The sequence below is a fragment of the Siminovitchia sp. FSL H7-0308 genome (assembly GCF_037980985.1).
Classification (GTDB): Bacteria; Bacillota; Bacilli; order Bacillales; family Bacillaceae_C; genus Siminovitchia; species Siminovitchia thermophila.
Window position 1 is genome coordinate 3,742,029 of sequence record NZ_CP150282.1, and the last position, 22,182, is coordinate 3,764,210.

Sequence of the window (22,182 nt, forward strand, 5' to 3'; positions counted from 1 at the left end):
AAATATGGAACTTTAAAAGCCGATAAATATGGCTATGTGAAGGTGGATCTTAACCTGCACTCAACTTCACCAAGGTACGCGCTTAACAAGGTCCTGGTCAAGATTTCTTATAACAAGGTTGACGTTTTAAATGATGAAAATCAGGTGATAGTCAATCATTCCCGACTTTATGGCCAATATAGAAAATCAATGAAATGGCAGCCCTACCTCAACTTAATGGCCAAACGGCCTACGGCACTTAAATAGGGCTTACTGAACAACTTATATCCTAAGCAAAAATTACCTTTCGGAAGTTAAGAGAGGAAAACAACCGGTGGATGAGCCGACGAAAAAACGGCAAAAAGGGATCCCGGAGGATCTTTTCAAGGTTCATGATGAGTATTTCAATGGATTCATGCCCGCCAGTTCAGTTTGACCAGATGAGGATGAAGTGAAATGTCAATACATGAAAAAATGGGAACCACTTCGGTATCATTTCATTATCTTTCCACACGATTTTCCAAATGCCTTTTTTAAATGGAAAAAGAGATGGGAATTGAAAATATTTTGTGCAATAATGAAATGAATATTGATATTTCATATTATTAATAATATTTAAACAAAAAATATTTTACTGGGAGGCTGCAATTATGAACAAACAAAAAATGAAAATCAATGGGGAAAGACTAAAAAACGCTTTGGAAAAGTTTGCTGATTTTGGCCGTACAAAAAATAATGGAGTAACACGGCTGGCATTAACTGAAGAGGATCGGCTGGCAAGAGATTACCTTCGCTCTTGTTTTGAAGAGCTTGGCTTAACTGTAAAGGTTGATGATATAGGAAATATGTATGGTACTCTTGAAGGTATTGAAAACAAACCGCCAATTGTCATTGGCTCCCATATAGATACAGTAAAAAAAGGCGGACGCTTTGATGGGATTTTAGGCGTAGTGGCAGGATTAGAGGTTGTTAGAACATTAGTAGACAATAACATAAAGCCGAATATTCCGATTACTGTGATGAATGTGACGAATGAGGAAGGTGCCAGATTTGAGCCATCCTTGATGTCATCAGGGGTTCTCTCAGGAAAGTTCAATAAGGAAGCCATGTTTAAGAGTACGGATACGGACGGTATTACATTTGGAGAGGCTCTCGGCTCCATAGGATATGCAGGGTCTGAAGAAAACAGGTTAAAAGAAGCGACCGCATTTTTAGAATTGCATATTGAACAAGGCCCGATTTTGGAAAGAGAGCAGCTTTCAATAGGTGTTGTTGATTGTGTCCTGGGTATGGTTTGCTATGATATTGAAGTAAGGGGAGAATCTAACCATGCCGGAACAACTCCGATGGGGATGAGACAGGATGCTCTTTTCGCAGCAAATAATGTCATTTCGGAAATTCGGAATAAACTAAGCGATATTGATGATCAACTCGTTTATACGATCGGAAGATTGAATGTAGCTCCTAATATTCATACGGTGATCCCGAATCAAGTTGTTTTTTCACTGGAGGCAAGACATACCGATAGAGAGGTAATCAAAAAGGTTGAACAGGTCATTCATCAGCTTCCTAAGTCAGAGGGCGTTTTACAGGAAGGCTGCGAGGCAAGGGTCAATAAACTATGGGAAAGAGACACAGTATGGTTCGATAAAGAGTTATGCCGCTTATTCGAACAATCGGCCAGGGAACTGGGATATTCTTATAAAAGAATGGTAAGCGGGGCTGGTCATGATGCCCAGTTTTTACAAAGCTACATTCCATCTGCGATGGTTTTTGTGCCGAGTATTAATGGCAAAAGCCACGTTGAATCCGAGCTGACGAAGTGGGAAGATTGTGAAAAAGGTGCAAATGTTCTTTTGGAAACGGTCTTGTCAATGATTTCATAGTCGGACGACCCGGAGCCTTGGAGTATAAACTTTTTAACTGCACTTCTAAAGCTTTTGTCCAAAATCCAGAAGTGCAGGTCATTTTTTAATTAATAGAATTGTTTTTTTCTTTATTGTATTGGTCCATTCCTTTTTTAAAAAATTCCAAAACCAGGTCGTGTTGGGTTTTGCCTAAAACATGCTTTCTAATCTCATTAAGTTCGGAAACGAGGTCGGCATCAAGGTGCAGGTTAATTGTTTTTCCTCTTTCCTTTGGTTTGATTTCAATTCCATCCCCTTTTTCTTTTGCCTGTCCTTCAATCAGCATTTTATTTGAAAACCAGGTTTTCTTCGGAATCCAAATAAACTTTCCTTCAATATGAAATTCTGATAAATCTTTTTCGAAATTGATCTCAACTGAATTCGATATTTCTCGGTTGGCATACCTGATTTTCCGGCCAATCTGTTGATTTTCCAGCGTGTTTTTCATTTTTATTTTTACCCTCAACCTTGAATCTCTCCTCTCCTATTCAATTTTTTTCATATATTCCTCGCTGATCATGGTAAATTTCTCTAAAGAACCTTCTTTTTGAACCATGTAAAGAAACTTTGCTTGCTTTAGCTCCCAATCTATTACTATTCCTGTAAAAGATTCGCCGTCAGGTATGGTGATTTGCACCCGATCCAACACTTCATATTTCGGGGAAAGATACCCCTTTTCATATAAAAAGTGATACACATCAATGACTGGATATAAAAAGCGCTTTTTTCCCTGTTTCCGTTCCAGGGCCCAAAACTTGTCTTTTTCTTCCACAATCTCGCCTAAATATCCTTCGTCTGCCCATCTTTTTATCGTAGACATATTTATCTTTTTTCCTGTATGTTTAAAAATCAAATCAACGATTTCACTCGAAGAAATGTAATTTCTTCTTTTTTTCTCCTGTTCGATAAGTATGTCCAATTCCTTCCTCAAATCGGACAAAGTATTTTTATAATCGCTAATTTTTTCTTCAATCGAGTTTATTTCATTTTCTAATTCTTTTCTTTTCAAGCTAGTCACTGCTCCCTTGACATGACAATGATCCTTTATAAATAAAGAATTTGCTTTATACTTTGCATTGCAATTTTATTACAGAAAAGAAAAAACTTTCATTTTTTTAAAAGTATAACTCCATTCAACAAAAAGTAAAAACATAAAGAATTACATTTCATTATAAAATATTAAAAGTATGCAATCAATGATATTGACAAGTGATTATTGATTCAATAATATTAATATAAATAATATTTGCTCAATTCAAATATCCGGCGGTGACGTTAAAGAAAAAGGATCGGTTTTACGATTACTCAATTGGATGTGAAATGGATAGACGATTTCAAACCGAAATACACCGAAAAAGATCATTCGTTCGCCGATTTGGAATGAGAAGCTGAACGCGGCATAGCTTCCAGATTTCATTACTGTACTGAATGTGGAACGGTTGTATTGAATCACACAAACAAGTTGGGAGGGCGCGAAGATGAATTTTAATCGTATAAAAATACAAGCAATTTCACTGACGGATTTGGCTCAAAATTTTAAGGAAATAGAGCCGGACTTAACAGAAAAAGAGGCGATTGATGAAGCAAACAGATGCCTTTATTGCTATGATGCTCCTTGTATTCAGGCTTGTCCGACAGGTATTGATATTCCGTCGTTCATAAAAAAGATTGCATCAGGAAATGTAAGGGGATCCGCCCGGGTGATTATGGAGTCAAACCCGGTCGGGGCAAGTTGTTCACGGGTTTGTCCCGTTGAGGAGTTGTGCGAAGGGGCCTTTGTTGTAAATGAACTGTCCCTGCCGATTATGATTGGGAATTTGCAAAGGCATGCGACAAACTGGGCAATCAAAAATAAAGCGGAGCTATTTGAAGCAGGTAAAGATAACGGAAAAACTGTCGCAGTGATCGGTGGAGGACCGGCAGGTTTGTCGGCTGCCCGGGAATTGGCCCGCCTCGGTTTCAGGGTAACCGTTTTTGAAGCAAAAGATAAAGCCGGCGGATTGGACACGTATGGAATTGTTTCATTCAGATTGCCGCAAGAGGTCTCTCTTTGGGAAGTTGAGCAGGTGGAAAAGCTTGGGGTAGAGATTCGAACGAATACGATGGTTGGCCGTGACATTTCAGCCGAAGAAATTGTAAGCGGTTACGACGCGGTCGTTCTGGCAATTGGCATGTCCGCGGTTCCAATGCTGGGCATCGAAGGTGAAGATGCGGTTGGAATGCTGGATGCGATTGAATTTGTGGAGTCGACAAAAACACCTCCATTAGATGAATCATTCATCGGAAAAAAAGTAGCGGTTATTGGTGCCGGAAACACGGCTATTGACGCAGCAACATGTTCAGTACGCCTCGGTGCCAGCGATGTAAAAATTCTCTACCGCCGGACAGAGGCCGAAATGACTGCTTATGAATTTGAATATGAATTTGCAAAGCTTGATAAAGTTGAATTTAGATGGCTAACACAGCCAGTGAGAGTGATGAAAGACAATGAAGGAAAAGTAAATGCACTTGATTGTATAAAAATGGAGCTGGGTGAACCGGATGAAGATGGACGCCGCCGCCCGACACCGGTTGAAGGAACAGAATTCACGATGGAAGTCGATGTGGTTATCAAGGCAATAGGACAATCACGTTATATTCAATTAATTGAACAACTCGGGCTTGAACACAACAACGGAACCGTAAAAGTAAACCCTGAGACACTGCAAACATCCAATCCAAAAATATTTGCTGCAGGTGACGTTATTTTTGGGGATAACCAAGGGGAAGCGATGGTTGTTGCTGCGGCGCAGCAAGGCAAGGAAACAGCCTATTCCATTTACAAGCAGCTAATCGAAGACAAAGAAACGGTAAGTGCGTGATTTTACTATTAAGGAGGAATCAACATGGCTGACTTAACTATTCATTTTGCCGGTATTAAAGCACCAAACCCTTTTTGGTTGGCCTCTGCCCCCCCAACGAACACTGGATATCAAGTGCAAAGGGCTTTTGAAGCCGGTTGGGGCGGTGCCGTTTGGAAAACGCTGGGAGACCCGATTATTAACACATCATCCCGTTTTGGAGCTATACATTTTAATGGGCAAAGAGTAGCCGGTTTTAACAACATTGAGTTAATTACAGACCGTCCATTGGAAGTGAATTTAAAGGAAATTGAAGAAACAAAAAAGAAATATCCCAATCATGCGTTAATGGTTTCTCTGATGGTCGAGCCTCAACAGGAAAAATGGCATGAAATTGTTAAAAAAGTTGAGGCAGTAGGTGTGGATGGTCTGGAATTGAACTTTGGATGTCCTCACGGTATGGCTGAACGTGGTATGGGCTCAGCTTCCGGCCAAGTGCCTGAACTTGTTGAAAAGCAAACGCATTGGGTGAAAGAAGTTGCACAAACACCCGTAATCGTTAAGTTAACTCCCAACATTACCGATGTTACTGCTACCGCGTATGCTGCCGTTCAAGGCGGAGCGGATGCTATCAGCATGATCAATACGATTAATAGTTTGGCCGGTGTTGACCTGGATACGTGGAATACGATTCCTCATGTAGCGGGAAAAGGTGCACATGGAGGATATTGCGGGCCTGCTGTTAAACCCATTGCATTAAATATGGTAGCAGAATGTGCACGCAGTCCGGAAATCAATGTCGTGCCAATTTGCGGAATTGGCGGAGTTTCGAATTGGCGGGACGCAGTCGAGTTCATGCTCATGGGGGCAGGAAGTGTGCAAGTTTGTACAGCAGCCATGCACCACGGTTTCAGGATTGTTGAAGATATGATTGATGGCCTGAATAACTACCTGGATCATAAAGGGTTAGCTTCTGTAAACGACTTAATCGGCAAATCTGTGCACAAGTATTCAGATTGGGGCGACCTTGATCTTAACTACAAAATTGTTGCCCGAATTCATACAGAAATATGTATTAATTGCAATAAGTGCCATATCGCGTGTGAAGATACATCCCATCAATGCATTGATATGCTTACTTCTAAAGATGGAAGCAAGTATCTGGAAGTTCGCGAAGAGGATTGTGTCGGCTGTAATCTTTGCCAGATCGTCTGCCCGGTTGACGGCGCGATCGATATGATTGAAATTCCAAGCGAAACACCGATGACATGGAAGGAGCGGCAAACTGCGCTCCAACAACTGGCGGGCAGCCTTGTTAAATAAAAGGGAGGAGCTGCATAAATGAAAAAATTAATTAAGAATGGAACAATTGTGACAGCTGCTGATGAGTATAAAGCGGACGTCCTTATTGAAAATGGAAAAGTGTCTGCAATCGGCCATGATTTGACCAAACATGCGGATGAAGTAATGCATGCTGCGGGACTTTACCTCTTTCCGGGGGGAGTTGATCCGCATACTCATTTAGATATGCCATTCGGAGGAACAGTGACAGCCGATGATTATGAGACGGGAACCATTGCAGCAGCCTATGGCGGAACCACGACTGTTCTTGATTTTTGTTTGACGAACAAAGGCGAACCTTTAAAGGACGCCATTAAAGAATGGCACGAAAAGGCAAAGGGAAAAGCAGTCATTGATTATGGTTTCCATTTAATGATTAGTGAGGTAAATCAAGAGGTATTAAATGAACTCCCATCCATTATCGACGAAGAAGGAATCACATCTTTCAAGGTTTTTATGGCTTATAAAAATGTCTTCCAAGCCGACGACGGTGTGTTGTTTCAGACCCTCTTGACAGCAAAGGAACATGGTGCCTTGGTCATGGTGCACGCTGAAAACGGAGACGTGATTGACTACCTTGTAAATAAAGCATTGAAAGAGGGAAATACAGATCCAATTTACCATGCTCTTACCAGGCCGCCCGAAGTTGAAGCGGAAGCAACAGGAAGAGCCGCACATCTTACCGGGTTAGCGGAATCGCAACTGTATGTTGTACATGTTACTTGTTCTGATGCAGCAGAAAAAATTGCCGAGGCCCGCCGGAAAGGATATCAGGTGTGGGGAGAGACATGCCAGCAGTATTTGGTCCTGGATCAAAATGATTTGGCAAAGCCCCATTTTGAAGGTGCAAAATATGCTTGCTCACCCCCTCTCAGGGAGAGCCGGCATCAAGAGGAGCTTTGGAAAGCATTAAAAATGGGGCACCTGCACACGATAGGATCTGACCAATGTTCTTTTAACTTTAAGGGTCAAAAAGAACTCGGTAAAGGTGATTTTTCAAAAATCCCCAATGGAATGCCGACGATTGAAGATCGGTTTAGCATCATTTTTTCAGAAGGTGTAAAGAAAGGCCGGATTACAATAAATGAGTTCGTCGATTTAGTTTCAACCCGTGTGGCGAAGCTGTTTGGAATGTTTCCTGAAAAAGGAACGATTGCTGTAGGCAGTGACGCTGATATCGTGATTTTTGACCCGAACATTGAGCGGACCATTTCCGCAGACACACACCATATGAATGTTGATTATAATCCGTTTGAAGGACTAAAAATAACGGGAGAACCAGTTTCTGTTCTTTCCCGGGGGGAGTTTGTCATTCGCGACAAAAAATTTGTTGGAAAGCCTGGCTCCGGACAATATTTAAAAAGGCAGAGATATTACAGCCCTTTGAAAATCAAAGAAACCATTTTCAGATAAACGTATAAAAATATATTTTTAATTGGAGGCAAAACATTGGTTAGAGAAAGAACAAGAGAAACGTCAATTTATGAAACCTTTCTTCAGGAAAAGGAGAGAATCGATTTATTAATAAAAAAAGGTTATGAGATTACGGCAGTAGAAGAGAATTTAAGCGGTGCTTTTGTAGAATTTAGCCGTATAAATGAAAATAATCAAAGGGAAAGAGAAAGACTTCATCTTACAACAGCAGACGCGAGAATATATTTCTCCAACTTATTATAGCGGGCTTTACGCCGGGCAACCTGGAGCCGCGTCAGACGAACGAAATTCGGGGACAATGCTGAAAGGCGAAGAAGTTGCAGTTATCGGCCTCGAGCTTGTTCCGGTTGCAGCAAGAATGGCCGGATTGGCAAAGCCGGAGGACGCAGCAGCCAATTGGGCGCCGGATCCCCAGACGATTACGGTATCATTATTGACGCTTGGCATTACAATCGTAAGCTGGGTAACGTTGCGCGGATTTTTAAAAATTATTCCCATTCTCATCGGAATTCTATCCGGCTACCTCATTGCGCTATCCATGAACATGGTCGATTTGACTGGATTTCATGAAGCAGATTTGATTACAGTGCCGACATTTTATGCAATGAAATTCAATTGGCCGGATATTTTTCTCATTCTGCCTGCGGCACTTGTATTGGTACCGGAGCATATCGGCCATCTGATTGTAACAGGCAATATTGTAAAAAAGGACTTGGTAAAAGATCCCGGTTTGGACCGCTCATTAATGAGTAACGGGCTATCCACCATATTATCTAGCTTTGTTGGTGCCACCCCAAATACAACGTACGGTGAAAATATCGGGGTATTGGCCATTACAAGGGTCTATTCAACCTGGATTATCGGCATCGCTGCAATCATTGCTATGATTCTCTCGTTTTGCGGAAAACTGGCCGCATTGATTTCATCGATCCCTACACCGGTAATGGGCGGAATTTCCCTTCTTCTCTTCGGAATCATCGGGGTAAGTGGAATCCGGGTGCTTGTAGAGGCGAACGTTAATTACAGCACTTCACACAATATGATTTTAACATGTATCGTCCTGCCCATCGGCCTCAGCGGCGCATCCATACACATCGGTGCCGTTTCTTTGGCCGGAATGGGATTGGCGACGGTAGTGTAGTGGCCATTTTGTTGAGCCTGTTCTTTAAACTGCTGGAAAAGCTGAATTTAATGAACGATTAAAAACTTGGGCCAACGCCCGGTTTTATTTTTGTTTGGGAAAGGTTGGGATGACGGTGGAACAGGTCCGGTACCCGGCCTGAAAACTTCTATGACATATCCCTCAATCGTTTTCACTTTTTGAAAGTGTGCATGCGTTCTGTTTTTTAAGCGGGTTTTAGTAGCCTCAATATGTTATCCCGCTAATTTTTCAACTTTACTATTCGATAGAGAGGGAATAAAATCACCTTCGTCTAATTAAATATATAAGAATATAAGAGTTAACCTCCAGACCGTTCTTCAATGGCCTTATATAAAGTAAAACTTCATTCAGTAGGAGTTTTCTTCCAGCTCCTACTGAATGTTAGTTGAATCAATCGGGCATTTAGGTGCCGTCTTCTCCCACTTAGACCTTTTGTATCTACCCAGGTCTTGATGTGGGAGTATTACGGCACCTTACATGCGGGATAAAGTGAAACTTCATTCAGTAGGAGTTTTCTTCCATCTCCTACTGAATGTTAGTTGAACCAATCGGGCATTTAGGTGCCGTTTTCTCACACTTAGACCTTTTGTATCTACCCAGGTCTTGATGTGGGAGTATTACGGCACCTTACATGCGGGATAAAGTAAAACTTCATTCAGTAGGCGTTTTCTTCCATCTCCTACTGAATGTTAGTTGAACCAATCGGGCATTTAGGTGCCGTTTTCTCACACTTAGACCTTTTGTATCTACCCAGGTCTTGATGTGGGAGTATTACGGCACCTTACATGCGGGATAAAGTAAAACTTCATTCAGTAGGCGTTTTCTTCCATCTCCTACTGAATGTTAGTTGAACCAATCGGGCATTTAGGTGCCGTTTGCTCACACTTAAACCTTTTGTATCTACCCAGGTCTTGATGTGGGAGTATTACGGCACCTTACATGGGATAAAAAGGAAGGTGATAAGTTGAGAAGAACTGTTTACCGAGGAATTAGTTATAATGAGGCGCAAACGGTCATTGCCAACCAATTCTATGAAAGGAATGAAAGGAGGGATTTTCAAAACGGCATCAAAGCAAGGTCAACCTTTGGACAGGGAATTTATTTAATAAGTGATATTGAATTGGCAGCACAGTATGCCTTTTGCCATGCTGAAGTTGAAGGTGAAAAAGCGGCGGTCCTAAAGCAGGATTTAAGTTTAGCAAATCCATATATATTAAACTATCGATCTACAGAAGAACAACTAAGAATAAAAGCACTGAGCTGGAAGTTCGGAGGCACATCGGATCCAGGAACTCATTTGGGATTAAATAATGTTGAAGAAAAACAAGGGATTGGAAGTTTAATCAAAGAGTTTTTACTTGATCATGGTTTCGATGGGATTGTCTATCATATTGACGAAGAGATTATCTATTATATTTCTTATTTTCAGAAAAGACAGATTAAAAATATAAATTTAGATTTTGTTTTTAATATTGACGATTTAAAAAGGGCATCTGTTTTAATTTTACGAGAAAAATACAAAAGGCAATTCATTTAGGCCTTCACATAAAAGGCCCGATCAAACCGCCTTTTCAAAAAAACGGTTGAAGGTTTAGCAAATGAACGAAATTCCTTCCAGTATACGGAAACCTGCGAACGATTTGAACTTGTCGACTGCAATGAACGGAGAAAATATTGGCGGAAAGCCTTTAGCTGTTATCGCGGCGATGAGGGCGATAGGAGGAAAAAATGGAGGCAGTGCCATGGGAGCAGTGCCCCTTTTTTGATGTTTCACAACTTGTTGCGGAGTTTTTGAACTTCTCCTTTTTCCAGTCCGGTGACCTCAATAACATTCGACAGATACCCCCTTTGCTTAGCAATTGTGTGGCTACTTCTTTTTTTCCTTCTAACTTTCCCTCTGTATACACAATCTCCCTTCCCCTCTCTTCATACAAAATCGGGAGTTCCAATATTTCTTCCGCTTCCGGTTAGCTTTCTCACTTCCTTCATCCAGTTTTTCCTCCTCTTCTTCATGGAGCTTTAGATAGGTAAGAAAAACCGGACAAAAACCATCCTCATTCTATTTTCAATAAACAACTCTTCAGCTGCCTATCCACGCTCCTTCTCTTCATATAATCAATTGACTGCATTTCTTCTTCTTTGATTTCCAAGGAATATCTTCCCGGGCTGATCCAGCATGCATTTTTTTCTAGCTTTCTCATCTCTCATTCGATGTTTGCAGTTGTGGTTTGGCTGTGCGTTTTTCGGGGAAATTTTCTTGTAGAAGATATGTACCGTTGAACGGCAGGGAGGAGAAAATATTGTTTGAGTCGATCAAAGAAAATTTCAAAGAACCGAATGGAATCATCGGTAAAATAGCAGGTAAAATAATGGATTTGGAAAACCGTGAGCTGAATGAATGGGCTGTAAATCAACTAAATATCAAGCCGGGAGAGCGTATTCTTGAAATCGGTTATGGGCCGGGCTATGGCATTTCTTATTTATTGAACCGCCACGAAAAAGTGGTCGTAGATGGGATCGATGTGTCAGAGGATATGAAAGAATTGGCCAGCAAAAAACTGAAAGAAGAAATGGCAGAACAGAAAGTAAATCTGTTCGTTGGCGATATAGAGGAAAGAAGTCTTCCTCCCAATCGATATGATAAAGTACTGTCTGTAAATAATTATACGCTATGGGACGCACAGCTGGAGATCCTGACCAATATTCATCGGGCAATGGTAAAGGAAGGCAGAATTGTTATTACCATGCAGCCGAGGCAGGAAGATGCTCAACTTGGCAGAACAAAAAAATTCGGGGATCAGATTAAACGGGATCTTCAATCAAGTGGCTTTCGTCACATCGAATGTTCCTATAAGAATATTCCTCCTGAACTTGCGGTTACTGTCACGGCAGTTAAATAGAACTCGCCTGAAAACTCCGCGGGCCGGAGCTCCTTGGAGTTCGACTTAAGGAATTAATAAAAGTGCAAAGGCCCGTTCAATCTGTTCTCCTCCAACCAAAGTAATTGCTGCTGTTTGAATACTATAACAGATATACCAATGCAAAACGTCAATATACTAGGGAAATAGCCAATGAATCTCACAAATATCTTATAAATTCTAAGCTAAAAATAGAATGATTCGTAAACAAAGAGCATTTGGTTAGAAAAATACTCACAACCCAATTAAAATTGCACACTAAAACCGTTGAACATATGAATGCCAGTTCCGAATCTTACAAGGTCTTTTTCTTCAAGCTCTTTAACTGCATTTTTTACTTCTTGTAAAATACTTGCATCAAGACCTACTGTATTATGTCCACCAAAAATCTTTGTTACATTGGAAATGTTGGTTATTTTCTTTAATGATTGTACTAACTCCACAGGGTCAGTTGTTGGGAAAAAAGCATACACCGGAGTTTCATCATAAAGCAGATCACCAGTAAATAAATAGCCTTTACTATGGTCAAAAATGGAAATATGTCCTGGAGAATGCCCGGGAGTATGGTAAATAATCAATTTTCTGTTTCCTATCTCTATCTCATCTCTATCAGCTAACAAACCTGTGGGATGACCCTGAAAGGGTTTATATGTATCTGGATTAAATGATTTTGGCGTTGGTTTTGTAATACCTCGACTTACATCTTTCCTGATTTGTTCGATGGGTAGTTTTTTAATGCCATTTATCAGCCAGTCTGCTTCATCTTTATGTACATAAATATCTTTAAATTCACCGTGACTTCCAATATGATCCCAATGAACATGTGTTGTCAACACAATAATTGGTAAGTTGGTCAACTGGTCTGTAATCCTTCTTATATGATCAATTCCTAACCCCGTATCAATTAATGCGGCTTTCTCCTCACCAATTAATAAATAAGAATGGACTTTTTCCCAATGTCCATACTCACTAATAGCGAATGTAGTATCATCTATTTGCTGTACTGTAAACCAGGAATCTCTTAACTCAACCATTTATTAATTCCCCTTCCTAAGATCTTCTATTAAAAGTATTTCTCTGTTTGTATGCTAAAAGCCTTTTTTCTGCCCGATTGTTCAATGAATGCTGATAGCAATAGGCAAAAAGCCACGAACGGCTTCAGTTTGTTCACCTTGTCTCCTGCATATCAACAAATCGGACCAAGATTATAGATCTTCTTGCTTTTTTACCGGAAGAATGGGCACTTTCTGGCTCGAGTGGCATTGATAGCATCATGACAATTTTTGTCACTACGTTAATATAAATTTTTAGGGACATCTTTTAAATCGGACAAAAAAATGTCTTCAAATCTGCCAGTAACAAGGATTGTTTTCATTAACTTTGACTTCATCAAAAACTGGAATTATAATGTATATTGTGTGTAATGTAACCAAACTAAGGAGGATTGTTAAAAAGCTATGGGTGGAATTATTATTTTCCGTGCTTTGAACTAGTAATTTAATACGTTCAAAGGCTCTGTTTTCGCTGACAGAGTAAGCGGGATAAGTCTGCTCATTTTTAACAATCTTTATTCACATTTTCTTCTTAATTGAGTGGGAAGACTGATTATTCAATCTTTCCCTTTTATTGTTGTGAGAAAATTGATTTAGCTTTTTTGAACGAAAAAAGGCCTATTTTGTGCTGTTTCGTTGTTTACAATATCTCTATGTCTTTTTGTCTTTCTGCTAAATTAATTGATTCCGTTTACTGGAAGCCACAGACGCCCATGTCTGTGGCTTTTTTGCGATCAGAACTTGAACGGTCAATTATTGCAAGGAAAGGATTGTTAGAATCATGACAAAAAGATGGAAAAAGCATCAACATAGAAAGTTTCCCACTGGGAAACCTCCAAACTTTAGTGGGCAACATTTGATGCATAACAAACGTTTGCTGCGTGATATTGTAAACATTGCACATATATTGGAAAGTGATCTTGTATTAGAGTTGGGAGCCGGAAAAGGAGCAATTACAAATATTTTAAGTAATCGTGCAAGAAAGGTGCTCGCTGTTGAATACGATCGAACGTTTGTAAAGAAATTAAAACAACTTAAATTGAAAAACACAGTGATCATAGAGCAAGACCTATTAAACATTTCATTACCTCGAGAGCCTTATGTAGTTGTTTCAAATATTCCATATGCCATCACAACTCCAATTATGAAAATGCTTCTGAATAAACCCTCAAGCGGTTTTCAAAGAGGTGTTATTGTGATGGAAAAAGGTGCAGCTAAAAGATTTACATCAAGTATTGTGAAAGATCCATATGTGATTGCTTGGAGAATGTGGTTTGATATTCGGTATATTAAAACGATTTCGAGAGACAACTTTTCTCCACCGCCAAGTGTAGATTCCGCTATAATTACGATAAATAGAAAGGTAAGGCCCCTTGTACCCATTACCGATTATTTAATCTTTTGGGGACTGGCCAATTATGTGCTTAGAAATCCACAATCATCTATAGATATAGCACTAGGAGGTATATTTACACCACCTCAAATAAAAAATTTAAAGAGAAATCTTCGACTAAAGAACGAGATTCCAGTTGCGGCGTTATCGGAACAGGGATGGGGATTGATATTTGAAACAATGGTAAGATATGTTCCGAAATTCAGATGGCCAAAGATAAAAAAACGCGAAATGTAACCATTTTTGAAGTCTGAAAGATTTCGTTCCCCATAAAGAACAAGAAAGTGGATTACCTGAACCTTGAGCGTAAAAGTATCGACATGAAGGAATTTGACGATGACTATTGTTTCCAGGTGGAGTCAACAACTCCACCGGATTCCCTCTGTGATATATTGCCCCATTGAATGGGAATAGTGCTTTTATTCATTTCAGCTCAACTAAGACCTCAAATGGTTGCTGACATGAACGTTTGTCCAAAAGAATGAATATTTCCCCCACCTTTTCTTCATCCAAGCCAAGGGAAATATATTTTTCCTCGACAAACATAATCTCTTCTTAACAATAAATGGAGCATATCCCCCATAAAGGCTTCCCACTTATTAAATAGCTCTTTATATGAGAGATTCATACTTTCTCCTCCCAATTTTTAGCTGAACATATTGTAAGCACTTCCAGCAGTGTCAGTGAATTTTATAGAAGAATGAGAGGTCGTGGTTTTAGTCGCCCTGGGTAAAAGTGTGTCCTTACAATCTACGCTTTCCCCCATTATGGCGTATCATTCAAGCCCTCAAACATAAACATTCCGTTTATTTAAACTTTTCGTTGACATATTGAATTTAATTCAATATAATATGATGTAACATTGAGGCACTCATTGTTACAGGATTTCTATGAAGAATTTCTCAAAAGGGGGGATGTAAAAAAGTGACCTCAAACATAGATAAAGTAATCTCAATCATTGAGCCTATTATTCAATTATAGCTCACCTTCTGCTTGCATAACGTATCAATAATGAGAAGGGTCAACAAGAACAACGAAAGCCTCTACATCTAAAGTAAAAGCTTTGCAGCAAGCGCTTAAATTCCGTTAGCAGAAATGAGTTGGGGACGGATATACCTGTCTAAAAAGAGTTGTTCGGGTGCTTCAATTTATAATAAGCACCTAGCCGTGAAAAAACAAACCACTAAAGTAGCGTAACTTTTATTGACTGAATATTCAGATCATTAATGATGGGTATTTTTAGGGAGGTGATAGACACGCGTATCTGTATCGGCCAATAACCACTGTCTCGAATGTTTATTACAAAATACGATCAGGAGGATAGATGATTATGAAAATCTTAAACCGTGTCGCAAACAAACAATTAACGCCTGCCATGAGAAAACAATTTGAAATGGTGGAGCCGGCAACGATTGGCCATCATTTGCATTATGGTTTTATGGATTGCCGGATTCGATCTATGTTACAAGATGTCAAGGTCGTAGGCACCGCTTTTACGGTGAAAACGAATTCAAACGATTCAACGATGGTCCACAAAGCGGTCAGTCTTGCACAAGAAGGAGATGTGATCGTAATTGATCGGACCGGGGATACGAAGCATGCGTGTGTTGGTGAAATGGTTGTCTATGCCGCAAATACCAGGAAAGTCGCAGGAATTATTATTGATGGGCCATGTACAGACATTCAAGCGCTCCGTGAAATCGGGCTGCCTGTTTTTGCCACCGGGCTTTCTCCCATCACGACCAAGCTTTATGGAATAAGCGGTGAAATCAACACAACCATTCAGTGTGGCGGGGTTGCAGTAAAGCCTGGGGACTTCATCATAGCAGATGATAACGGAGTACTAGTACTCCCTCAGGACTTGAATTACCAAAGCATTTTGGAAAAAGCGGAATTGAGCGAAAGAAACGAACCCAAATTCAAACAGATGCTCGACGCTGGAAAGACTTTAAGCAGTATGACGAAAGCAGATCAATTAATCGCTTTATATGATGAAGAGTTCAAGGAGAATGAAAGATGAGAATAAAAGCTTTTATGATCACTTTATTATCCTTCATGATGATAATCAGTGGCTGCGGAACTGATTCAGCCTCTACTAAAGATAAAAAGGCTTCCAATAAGCCGATAAAACTAAAGCTCGGAACGAAAATGCCGGACGAATCTGTTGAAGGAAAGGGATTTAACATCTTTGCCGATCTGGTAAAAGAAAAAAGCAATGGTGAAGTCATTATCGACATATATCCGGCCGAACTACTGGGAAAAGGAAAAACACAAATTGATAATATGTTGCTTGGTACCCAGGATATGTATGCAGAGGGAGAGACCTATTTCGATGATTTTGATTCCAGAGTGCAAGTTAGCAGCATTCCCTTTCTGTTTAGGGACTTTGAACACTTCCAAAAATTTAATACGGGAGAAATGGGACAAGACATTCAAAAAAAGCTCAACTCCGAAGGGATTCGATTTTTAAATACAGAAAGGAACTTCGTGCGGGGACCTTACAGGGTTTTATTATCAAAGAAACCTATAAAATCCGTTAATGATTTAAAAGGGCTAAAAATCCGTTCCTTTGAATCGGAATTTTATTCACAAGCCTACGAGTCTGTTGGTGCCAATCCTACTGTCGTGGCATGGACAGAAACGTATTTGGCCTTGAAGCAAAATTTAGTGGAGGCAGTTGTATCGCCCATTTCCCTCGTTTGGTCGATGAAGTTTACGGAAGTGGCTCCCTATATGACGATCATTGATGAATATCCGCAGGACATTGTCATTGCCATAAGCGAAGAAAAATTCTCTAAGCTTTCCAAAGAGCATCAAGACATCCTGATTGATGCGGCAAACGAAGCCGGAGAGGAAGCTGCAAAGCTATTGGAAGATGAAGTGGAAAAACATTTGGCATTAATGAAAGAGGAACATGGAATAGAAATTTATGAAATCGACAAAGAAGAATGGGCAGAAGCCTTTTCCGGTTTTCATCAAAAAGTGGAGGAAAGCGGAGCATTTCCCAAAGGGTATATTGAACAAATCAAATCGATTGAATAGTGAAGGTGAAACACATGGGCAAAATCATTCAATTTGTGGCTAATGTGTACTTGGCCATTGCATTTCTTTGTTTATTGGCCTTGATTGGTATTCTATCTATTGAAATAGTTTGCAGATATTTCTTCAGCAGTTCCATTATTTGGTCCCAAGAATTATTTTCTATTCTCATTTGCTGGATTACCTTTCTGGGATTTGGCAAATTGGTCGTTGACCGTCAGGATATTTCAATCACATTCTTGATTGATAAACTTGATCCTTTCAAAAGAAAAATCGTCAATGTGACGAATTATATTCTTTTAATGATGACATCCATTGTGATGTTATTCTTTTCCGTGAATCTAACGATCAACCATCTGGACAAAACGACGATTATTATGAAAGCGCCGACAGCATGGTTCTATGCGCCGTTGGTCTTGTTACTGGCACTGGTTGTTTTAGTGTCCGGTTATCAAATGATGTCAGCTCTTAAAGCAGGCAAGTTGCAGGAAGGGGGATAAGTCATGATATTGGCTGTCACATTGTTCGCCGTATTTCTCATGTTGTTGGCCATCGGCTTTCCGGTTTCTTTTTCCATGGCGTTATCCACCCTGGCGGCTTTATTATTGGGCGGCTACACATTGGATGTTCTTTCATTACAGTTAGTGGAAGGAATGAAAGGCTATACCCTTCTTTCCATTCCGTTATTTATTATCGCCGGTAACTTGATGAACTCGGCAGGTATTACGCAAAGAATTTTCGATTTTTCCAATGCTCTGATTGGCCACATACGCGGCGGACTAGCTCAAGTCAATATTTTTGCCAGCGTCATTTTTGCAGGAATATCCGGAACGGCGGTTGGAGATCAAGCAGGGCTCGGGGCTATCGAAATGAAGGCAATGGCGGAAAAAGGTTATGAAAAACCTTTCAGTGCATCACTAACCCTCGCATCATCGGTAATAGGGGCCATTATACCTCCGAGCGTACCATTAATCGTATATGCTTATTTGGCGGAAGTTTCCGTTGAGAAGTTGTTTCTTGCCGGAATTATCCCCGGGCTTCTCATAGCCGTTGTACTGGCCATTTACGTATACGCAGGCGCAATCCGGGGCTCCATTGTAGCCCCGGTGCCTGAACCTTTTTCAACGAAATCACTCGTTAGTACATTTAAAAATGGATTTTTTGCGTTGCTTGCTCCAATCGTGATCCTGGGAGGTATGTTGGGGGGCGTTGTTACTCCGACAGAAGCTGGAGCCATCGCGGTTATCTATTCGCTATTTTGCTCGGTTATATACAAAGAGTTAAAATGGCAATCGTTAAAAGAAGCACTAAATGCAAGCGTTGGTTCAACAGCGCTTATCATGTTTTTAATTGGCGTCGGAACGGCGATGGGCTGGATTATATCGGCAGAGCAGCTGCCTTACTTGCTATCCGACTTTCTGCTTTCTTTAACGGAAAATAAATATATGATGCTGTTGATCATCAATCTATTGTTACTCATTCTTGGTTGTATTATGGAAGGAATCCCGATCAAATTAATCATGCTGCCCATTTTACTGCCAATTATTGATAGTTTGGGAATTGATCGCATGCATTTTGGCATTGTTATGTCATACAACCTCTTGTTGGGAATGATTACCCCTCCAGTAGGTTTGGGGCTATACGTCATTAGCCGGGTTGGTGATGTATCCATCGAAGAAGTTGTAAAAAATCTATTGCCACTGTACGTGCCATTACTCATAACACTTGTGATCCTTACTTATTTCCCCCAACTGTCTCTTTGGTTGCCGGGTATGTTGGATTCACTCTATAGTTCGTAATTCACTAATGAAAATAACGATTTTTTAGGAGGAGCTATTCATGAAGGTTGCAGTCATTCAGTTAAATTCCAAGTCGGATAAAGAAAAAAATTTACAAACCATTTCCGGTTTTATCAGTCAAGCCGCTCAAAATGGGGCTGAGCTTGTTTCTTTACCCGAGTATTGCAATTTTTTGGGAGAAGATCATGAGAAAAACACCCATGCCGAACAGATACCTGAGGGTGAAACCACAACATTGTTCATAGAATTGGCCAAACGACACCGCCTTTATATACACGTTGGCAGCATAGTCGAAAGGTGTAATGAGGAAAAATCTTATAATACCAGTTTTGTCATTGATCCCGAAGGAAAAATCCTTAATAAATATCGAAAAATTCATTTATTTGATATTGAAATCAAAGGAATATCCTCATACAAAGAATCAAACACGATTGAAAGCGGCGAAAATCCGACAATGGTTCAGCTCCCTTTCGGAAAAGCGGGATTGAGTATTTGTTACGATCTGCGCTTTCCGGAGCTTTATAGAAATTATGCATTACATGGCGCCAAAATCTTATTTATCCCGGCAGCATTTACACGATATACAGGGATGCTCCACTGGGAAGCACTTGTAAGAGCAAGGGCCATTGAAAATCAATGCTACGTCATAGCCGCCGGTCAATTCGGAAGCTACTTGCCCGGAAAGGAAAGTTATGGGAACAGCATGATCATTGATCCGTGGGGAACAGTGATTGCCCGGGCATCAGAACAAGAAGGAGTGATCATAGCAGACATCCAAGAAGATATCGTCCAGGCTGTCAGAGAAAGCATTCCTTGCTTTGGACATCGAAGGCCGGAATACTATGACAGAATGCCTGTAATGTAAGAATGTCACCTTCCGTTTAGTGAAAGCTGTCAGACTATAACCCTCTCTTTTATTGCGATCCCCGAACATTGAGGTGACCCCAATGATTAGATGGTGGCTAATTATTGGAGCAGTTCAACATCCGGGGATTTTTTTGCATTGAGGAAGCTCTACATCAAAATGGCTTGCAAATGCGTACCGTCGTGAAAAATTGTATTTTAAATCAAAGAAAAGCGACTGGGTTTAAAAATTCGGGATATTTCAACGGTGACAATTGGCGGGATGGGCATAGAAACTATATGGAAAGAAGTATGCGGAAGCCTTTTTCACCGGCAAAGGAATCGCTCGAACTCGCCGGTTAGCCATCAAAAAAGCGACTCTTCATTTGTTTGAACAGAGGGTAAAAGAAAGCGAAAATTGACAGCGTCGTTTTACAAATCCCCCGCTTCTCAGCTGTTACCTGGCATGTTACCTATATTTTTCTTAAATACAGGTTAGTTCTGATTATTGTTTAATAAAGGACGGAGAACCTCTCCTGCTTCAGCAAGCAATCCGTTAAGCGACGCTCCTTCTTCCTGCCCTTTTTGGTAAATCTGTTGCAATGCCTCTCTTAAAAGCCTTTGTTTTTTATCACTCATATCGCCCACTCCTATGAAACAATTTCTTTTATTTGGTCTTGGATGAATTGAAAGGTTGCCAAAGAACCCGGAACCATATGGTCCCGGGATATAATCATTTACTCTCTACTAAAGCCTCTACTCTATTCATCACTGCGCTCTCCAACGCTTTCAACTTCTCATGAGCCTCGCCCATCGTTTTACCCTTCACGCCAAAATAAAACTTACATTTTGGCTCAGTTCCCGATGGCCTGACACAAAACCAAGAGCCGTCACCCAATTTAAATTTTAAAACATTGGACTTGGGAAGCTGTATGAGAGCCTTCATACCGGTTTCGACATGGAAACACTCACTCTTTTCATAATCCTCTGCCTCAATGACCGTAATGCCGTTGATACTTGTTGGCGGGTCATTCCGGAATGATTCCAGGATACGGATGATTTGCTCGGCCCCATCTTTTCCCTTTAAAGTGATCGACTGGAGTGATTCCTGATAATAGCCATATTTTTTATACAGTTCTATTAAACCGTCGTACAATGATTTTCCTTGGGCTTTGTAATAAGCTGCAACTTCTGCGACAAATACAGCGGATTGAACAGCATCTTTGTCACGGACAAAGTCGCCTATTAAATAACCATAACTTTCTTCATATCCAAATAGGAAGGTGTGCTCTCTCGACTGCTCAAACTCCTTGATCTTTTCACCAATAAACTTAAAGCCTGTCAGGACATCGAGCGTTTTTACACCAAAGCTGGAGGCAATCGCCCTGCCCATTTCCGAAGTAACAATTGTTTTGATCATGATGCCATTATCGGGCAATTTGCCCACTTTTTGTTCAAGTAAATAATGCAACATTAAGGCCCCCGTCTGGTTGCCTGTAAGGACGACATACTTTCCTTCCCCATTTTTCACGGCAACGCCAAGACGATCGGCATCCGGATCAGTTCCAAGCAAGATGTCCGCCCCAACCTCTTCACCGTAACGAATGGCCCATTCAAAAGCCGCATGTTCCTCGGGATTTGGCGACGTTACTGTTGAAAAATCAGGATCCGGCAGCTCTTGCTCCTTCACGACCGTGACATGCTGGAAACCAAAAGCGGCCAATCCGTCTCTCACCGGCCAATTGGCAGTCCCATGAAGCGGGGTAAATACAATGGACAAGTCTTTCCCCGCTTTTTCAACCACATCCCGATTGACCTGAATGGAAACAAGCTGATCCAAATAAGCCCGGTCGATATTGTCGCCTATATAAGTAAGCAAACCTTTTTCCAACAAATCTTTCTCAACGGCCACTTCCAACGTCAGTTCACATTCAATTTCACGAATATAGCCGATAATTGTTTCAGACGCCTCCGGCGGCAATTGACCGCCATCTTCGCCGTAAACTTTAAAACCATTATATTCAGGCGGGTTATGACTCGCCGTGATCATGACACCCGCATAAGCATTCAAATACCGAACAGCAAATGATAGAAACGGGGTTGGGCGCAACTCATCAAACAAATAGGCCTTTACGCCATAATGTCCAACAGTTTTCGCTACTTCCAAGGCAAATTCCGGGGACATGCGCCGACAATCATAAGAGATGACCACACCACGCCCCATAGCCTCCTCTCCTTGTTGGACGATATATCGGGCAAGGCCGGCCGCCGCTTTTCGCACGGTATACATGTTCATCCGATTCGTACCAGGCCCAAGAACACCGCGCATCCCGCCCGTACCAAATTCCAATTCCTTATAAAAGCAGTCCTCAAGATGCTTTTCATCTTCGAGAAGAGAAACCAATTGGTCCCGCAAACCTTCACCTTGTGGCAGCTTCTTTAGCCAATGGTCTACCTTTGATCTCCACGCCATAA

General features: G+C 40.8%; 20 protein-coding genes and 1 pseudogene. 15 read left to right on the forward strand and 6 right to left on the reverse strand.

The window, feature by feature from the left end; all coding sequences use genetic code 11:
• The first annotated feature begins 629 nt into the window (after window positions 1-629).
• A complete protein-coding gene (locus MHB50_RS17565; protein ID WP_340084344.1) occupies window positions 630-1,865 on the forward strand; it encodes a Zn-dependent hydrolase in 1,236 nt (411 codons plus the stop codon).
• A gap of 85 nt (window positions 1,866-1,950) precedes the next feature.
• Here the strand turns inward: MHB50_RS17565 and MHB50_RS17570 are convergent, their stop codons facing one another.
• Both MHB50_RS17570 and MHB50_RS17575 read right to left on the reverse strand, forming a co-directional pair.
• A complete protein-coding gene (locus MHB50_RS17570; protein ID WP_339164988.1) occupies window positions 1,951-2,352 on the reverse strand; it encodes a hypothetical protein in 402 nt (133 codons plus the stop codon).
• A gap of 18 nt (window positions 2,353-2,370) precedes the next feature.
• Window positions 2,371-2,895 (reverse strand): hypothetical protein, encoded by a 525-nt coding sequence (locus MHB50_RS17575; RefSeq protein ID WP_340084346.1) that lies wholly within the window; start codon window positions 2,893-2,895, stop codon window positions 2,371-2,373.
• 469 nt (window positions 2,896-3,364) lie between these two features.
• Between MHB50_RS17575 and MHB50_RS17580 the strand changes: the two genes are divergently transcribed.
• The 8 genes and pseudogenes from MHB50_RS17580 to MHB50_RS17615 all read left to right on the forward strand — a co-directional run bounded on the left by MHB50_RS17580 (window position 3,365) and on the right by MHB50_RS17615 (window position 11,563).
• Window positions 3,365-4,747 carry an NAD(P)-dependent oxidoreductase gene (locus tag MHB50_RS17580; RefSeq protein WP_340084347.1) on the forward strand — a complete coding sequence of 461 codons (1,383 nt, stop codon included), beginning with the start codon at window positions 3,365-3,367 and terminating at the stop codon, window positions 4,745-4,747.
• A gap of 24 nt (window positions 4,748-4,771) precedes the next feature.
• Window positions 4,772-6,049 (forward strand): NAD-dependent dihydropyrimidine dehydrogenase subunit PreA, encoded by a 1,278-nt coding sequence (gene preA / locus MHB50_RS17585; protein WP_340084348.1) that lies wholly within the window; start codon window positions 4,772-4,774, stop codon window positions 6,047-6,049.
• Between the two features lie 18 nt (window positions 6,050-6,067).
• Window positions 6,068-7,480, forward strand: coding sequence for a dihydropyrimidinase (hydA, locus tag MHB50_RS17590; RefSeq protein WP_340084350.1), 1,413 nt, complete (start codon window positions 6,068-6,070; stop codon window positions 7,478-7,480).
• 36 nt (window positions 7,481-7,516) lie between these two features.
• Window positions 7,517-7,744, forward strand: coding sequence for a hypothetical protein (locus MHB50_RS17595; protein ID WP_339164994.1), 228 nt, complete (start codon window positions 7,517-7,519; stop codon window positions 7,742-7,744).
• 73 nt (window positions 7,745-7,817) lie between these two features.
• Window positions 7,818-8,704 (forward strand): annotated as a pseudogene (locus MHB50_RS17600) (solute carrier family 23 protein); the annotation flags it as partial.
• Window positions 8,705-9,627: 923 nt separating this feature from the next.
• Window positions 9,628-10,200 (forward strand): hypothetical protein, encoded by a 573-nt coding sequence (locus MHB50_RS17605; RefSeq protein ID WP_340084351.1) that lies wholly within the window; start codon window positions 9,628-9,630, stop codon window positions 10,198-10,200.
• 61 nt (window positions 10,201-10,261) lie between these two features.
• Window positions 10,262-10,429 carry a hypothetical protein gene (locus MHB50_RS17610; protein WP_340084352.1) on the forward strand — a complete coding sequence of 56 codons (168 nt, stop codon included), beginning with the start codon at window positions 10,262-10,264 and terminating at the stop codon, window positions 10,427-10,429.
• 534 nt (window positions 10,430-10,963) lie between these two features.
• Window positions 10,964-11,563 carry a class I SAM-dependent methyltransferase gene (locus MHB50_RS17615; RefSeq protein WP_339164997.1) on the forward strand — a complete coding sequence of 200 codons (600 nt, stop codon included), beginning with the start codon at window positions 10,964-10,966 and terminating at the stop codon, window positions 11,561-11,563.
• A gap of 263 nt (window positions 11,564-11,826) precedes the next feature.
• On the opposite strand, the gene MHB50_RS17620 is transcribed toward MHB50_RS17615, so the two are convergent.
• On the reverse strand, window positions 11,827-12,615 hold the full coding sequence (locus MHB50_RS17620) for an MBL fold metallo-hydrolase (RefSeq protein WP_339164999.1): 789 nt from the start codon (window positions 12,613-12,615) through the stop codon (window positions 11,827-11,829).
• A 799-nt stretch (window positions 12,616-13,414) separates the two neighbouring features.
• Between MHB50_RS17620 and erm the strand changes: the two genes are divergently transcribed.
• The gene (gene erm, locus MHB50_RS17625) at window positions 13,415-14,263 is read left to right on the forward strand and encodes a 23S ribosomal RNA methyltransferase Erm (protein WP_340084354.1); all 849 of its coding nucleotides are present in this window, start codon (window positions 13,415-13,417) and stop codon (window positions 14,261-14,263) included.
• 268 nt (window positions 14,264-14,531) lie between these two features.
• Here erm and MHB50_RS17630 read toward each other — a convergent pair whose 3' ends face one another.
• Complete coding sequence (locus MHB50_RS17630) at window positions 14,532-14,654, reverse strand: hypothetical protein (protein WP_340084355.1); 123 nt, start codon at window positions 14,652-14,654, stop codon at window positions 14,532-14,534.
• A gap of 702 nt (window positions 14,655-15,356) precedes the next feature.
• On the opposite strand from MHB50_RS17630, the gene MHB50_RS17635 reads away from it, so the two are divergent.
• From MHB50_RS17635 to MHB50_RS17655, 5 genes are read left to right on the forward strand one after another with little or no spacing between them, the layout of a single operon-like run.
• Window positions 15,357-16,046: an RraA family protein gene (locus tag MHB50_RS17635; protein ID WP_340084356.1), complete on the forward strand. Its 690-nt coding sequence runs from the start codon at window positions 15,357-15,359 to the stop codon at window positions 16,044-16,046.
• Window positions 16,043-17,068 carry a TRAP transporter substrate-binding protein gene (locus MHB50_RS17640; RefSeq protein ID WP_339165006.1) on the forward strand — a complete coding sequence of 342 codons (1,026 nt, stop codon included), beginning with the start codon at window positions 16,043-16,045 and terminating at the stop codon, window positions 17,066-17,068. Before MHB50_RS17635 ends, MHB50_RS17640 begins: the two co-directional genes overlap by 4 nt.
• A gap of 14 nt (window positions 17,069-17,082) precedes the next feature.
• Window positions 17,083-17,565 (forward strand): TRAP transporter small permease subunit, encoded by a 483-nt coding sequence (locus tag MHB50_RS17645; protein WP_339165008.1) that lies wholly within the window; start codon window positions 17,083-17,085, stop codon window positions 17,563-17,565.
• A gap of 3 nt (window positions 17,566-17,568) precedes the next feature.
• The gene (locus MHB50_RS17650) at window positions 17,569-18,864 is read left to right on the forward strand and encodes a TRAP transporter large permease (protein ID WP_339165010.1); all 1,296 of its coding nucleotides are present in this window, start codon (window positions 17,569-17,571) and stop codon (window positions 18,862-18,864) included.
• 40 nt (window positions 18,865-18,904) lie between these two features.
• Window positions 18,905-19,729 (forward strand): carbon-nitrogen hydrolase family protein, encoded by an 825-nt coding sequence (locus MHB50_RS17655; protein WP_339165012.1) that lies wholly within the window; start codon window positions 18,905-18,907, stop codon window positions 19,727-19,729.
• A gap of 473 nt (window positions 19,730-20,202) precedes the next feature.
• On the opposite strand, the gene MHB50_RS17660 is transcribed toward MHB50_RS17655, so the two are convergent.
• Entirely contained in the window at window positions 20,203-20,346 is a 144-nt protein-coding gene (locus tag MHB50_RS17660) for a hypothetical protein (protein WP_339165013.1), read from the reverse strand.
• Window positions 20,347-20,440: 94 nt separating this feature from the next.
• Window positions 20,441-22,180 (reverse strand): phospho-sugar mutase, encoded by a 1,740-nt coding sequence (locus MHB50_RS17665; protein WP_339165015.1) that lies wholly within the window; start codon window positions 22,178-22,180, stop codon window positions 20,441-20,443.
• Window positions 22,181-22,182: the final 2 nt, after the last annotated feature.

Excerpts from the sequence above, each read along its gene's own strand:
- MHB50_RS17610 (WP_340084352.1), top strand. The coding sequence starts at position 10,262 with ATGAACGAAATTCCTTCCAGTATACGGAAACCTGCGAACGATTTGAAC.
- MHB50_RS17630 (WP_340084355.1), bottom strand. The coding sequence starts at position 14,654 with ATGAATCTCTCATATAAAGAGCTATTTAATAAGTGGGAAGCCTTTATG.
- MHB50_RS17650 (WP_339165010.1), top strand. The coding sequence starts at position 17,569 with ATGATATTGGCTGTCACATTGTTCGCCGTATTTCTCATGTTGTTGGCC.
- MHB50_RS17635 (WP_340084356.1), top strand. The coding sequence starts at position 15,357 with ATGAAAATCTTAAACCGTGTCGCAAACAAACAATTAACGCCTGCCATG.
- erm (WP_340084354.1), top strand. The coding sequence starts at position 13,415 with ATGACAAAAAGATGGAAAAAGCATCAACATAGAAAGTTTCCCACTGGG.
- MHB50_RS17660 (WP_339165013.1), bottom strand. The coding sequence starts at position 20,346 with ATGAGTGATAAAAAACAAAGGCTTTTAAGAGAGGCATTGCAACAGATT.
- MHB50_RS17640 (WP_339165006.1), top strand. The coding sequence starts at position 16,043 with ATGAGAATAAAAGCTTTTATGATCACTTTATTATCCTTCATGATGATA.
- hydA (WP_340084350.1), top strand. The coding sequence starts at position 6,068 with ATGAAAAAATTAATTAAGAATGGAACAATTGTGACAGCTGCTGATGAG.
- MHB50_RS17665 (WP_339165015.1), bottom strand. The coding sequence starts at position 22,180 with ATGGCGTGGAGATCAAAGGTAGACCATTGGCTAAAGAAGCTGCCACAA.
- MHB50_RS17620 (WP_339164999.1), bottom strand. The coding sequence starts at position 12,615 with ATGGTTGAGTTAAGAGATTCCTGGTTTACAGTACAGCAAATAGATGAT.
- MHB50_RS17655 (WP_339165012.1), top strand. The coding sequence starts at position 18,905 with ATGAAGGTTGCAGTCATTCAGTTAAATTCCAAGTCGGATAAAGAAAAA.
- preA (WP_340084348.1), top strand. The coding sequence starts at position 4,772 with ATGGCTGACTTAACTATTCATTTTGCCGGTATTAAAGCACCAAACCCT.
- MHB50_RS17645 (WP_339165008.1), top strand. The coding sequence starts at position 17,083 with ATGGGCAAAATCATTCAATTTGTGGCTAATGTGTACTTGGCCATTGCA.
- MHB50_RS17580 (WP_340084347.1), top strand. The coding sequence starts at position 3,365 with ATGAATTTTAATCGTATAAAAATACAAGCAATTTCACTGACGGATTTG.
- MHB50_RS17565 (WP_340084344.1), top strand. The coding sequence starts at position 630 with ATGAACAAACAAAAAATGAAAATCAATGGGGAAAGACTAAAAAACGCT.